Genomic DNA, 1,379 nt, shown 5'->3' on the forward strand with positions numbered 1-1,379 from the left:
CTGCTCGATCCGGGCACGCCGTTCCTGGAGCTGTCGCAGCTTGCTGCGTACGACATGTACGACGATGCCGCGCCGGGCGCCGGCATCATCACCGGCATCGGCCGCGTGGCCGGGCAGGAATGCGTGATCGTCTGCAATGACGCCACCGTCAAGGGCGGCACCTACTACCCGATGACGGTCAAGAAGCATGTGCGCGCGCAGGAGATCGCCGAGCAGAACAACCTGCCCTGCATCTACCTGGTCGATTCCGGCGGCGCCAACCTGCCTAACCAGGACGATGTGTTCCCGGACCGCGACCACTTCGGCCGCATCTTCTACAACCAGGCCAACCTGTCCAAGCAGGGCATCCCGCAGATCGCGGTGGTGATGGGTTCGTGCACCGCCGGCGGCGCCTACGTGCCGGCGATGAGCGACGAGTCGATCATCGTCAAGAACCAGGGCACCATCTTCCTGGGCGGCCCGCCGCTGGTGAAGGCCGCCACCGGCGAGGAAGTCAGCGCCGAAGACCTGGGCGGCGCCGACGTGCATACGCGGCTGTCGGGCGTGGCCGACTACTTCGCGCAGAACGACCACCACGCGCTGAGCCTGGCGCGCAATATCGTGCAGCACCTGAACCGCCGCAAGCCGGACCAGATCCGGCTGCACGAGCCGGTCGAGCCGCTGTATCCGGTGGAAGAGCTGTACGGCGTGATCCCGACCGACACGCGCAAGCCCTATGACGTGCGCGAAGTGATCGCGCGCCTGGTCGACGGCTCCGAGTTCGATGAATTCAAGGCGCGCTACGGCACGACGCTGGTGTGCGGCTTCGCGCGGATCTGGGGTTACCCTGTCGGCATCATCGCCAATAACGGCATCCTGTTCTCCGAGTCCGCGCTCAAGGGCGCGCACTTTATCGAGCTGTGCTGCCAGCGCAAGATCCCGCTGGTGTTCCTGCAGAACATCACCGGCTTTATGGTCGGTCGCAAGTACGAGAACGAAGGCATCGCCCGCAACGGCGCCAAGATGGTGACGGCGGTCGCGACCGCGCAGGTGCCCAAGTTCACGGTGATCATCGGCGGCTCGTTCGGTGCCGGCAACTACGGCATGTGCGGGCGCGCGTATTCGCCGCGCTTCCTGTGGATGTGGCCGAACGCGCGCATCTCGGTGATGGGCGGCGAGCAGGCCGCGAGCGTGCTGGCGACGGTGCGCCGCGATGGTATCGAGGGCAAGGGCGGCAAGTGGAGCGCGGAAGAGGAAGAGGCCTTCAAGCAGCCGATCCGCGATCAGTACGAGCACCAGGGCCATCCGTACTACGCCAGCGCGCGGCTGTGGGACGACGGCGTGATCGATCCCGCGCAGACCCGCACCGTGCTGGGCCTGGGCCTGTCCGCGAGCCTGAA

The 1,379-nt window shown here is 66.5% G+C and carries 1 protein-coding gene; it reads left to right on the forward strand.

From position 1 onward, the window contains the following. On the forward strand, positions 1-1,379 hold a 1,379-nt coding region (locus AB1I47_RS33760; RefSeq protein ID WP_354687983.1), incomplete at both ends, for a carboxyl transferase domain-containing protein.

It is taken from the genome of Cupriavidus necator (genome assembly GCF_040578825.1).
In the GTDB taxonomy this organism is placed as follows: Bacteria; Pseudomonadota; Gammaproteobacteria; order Burkholderiales; family Burkholderiaceae; genus Cupriavidus; species Cupriavidus necator_E.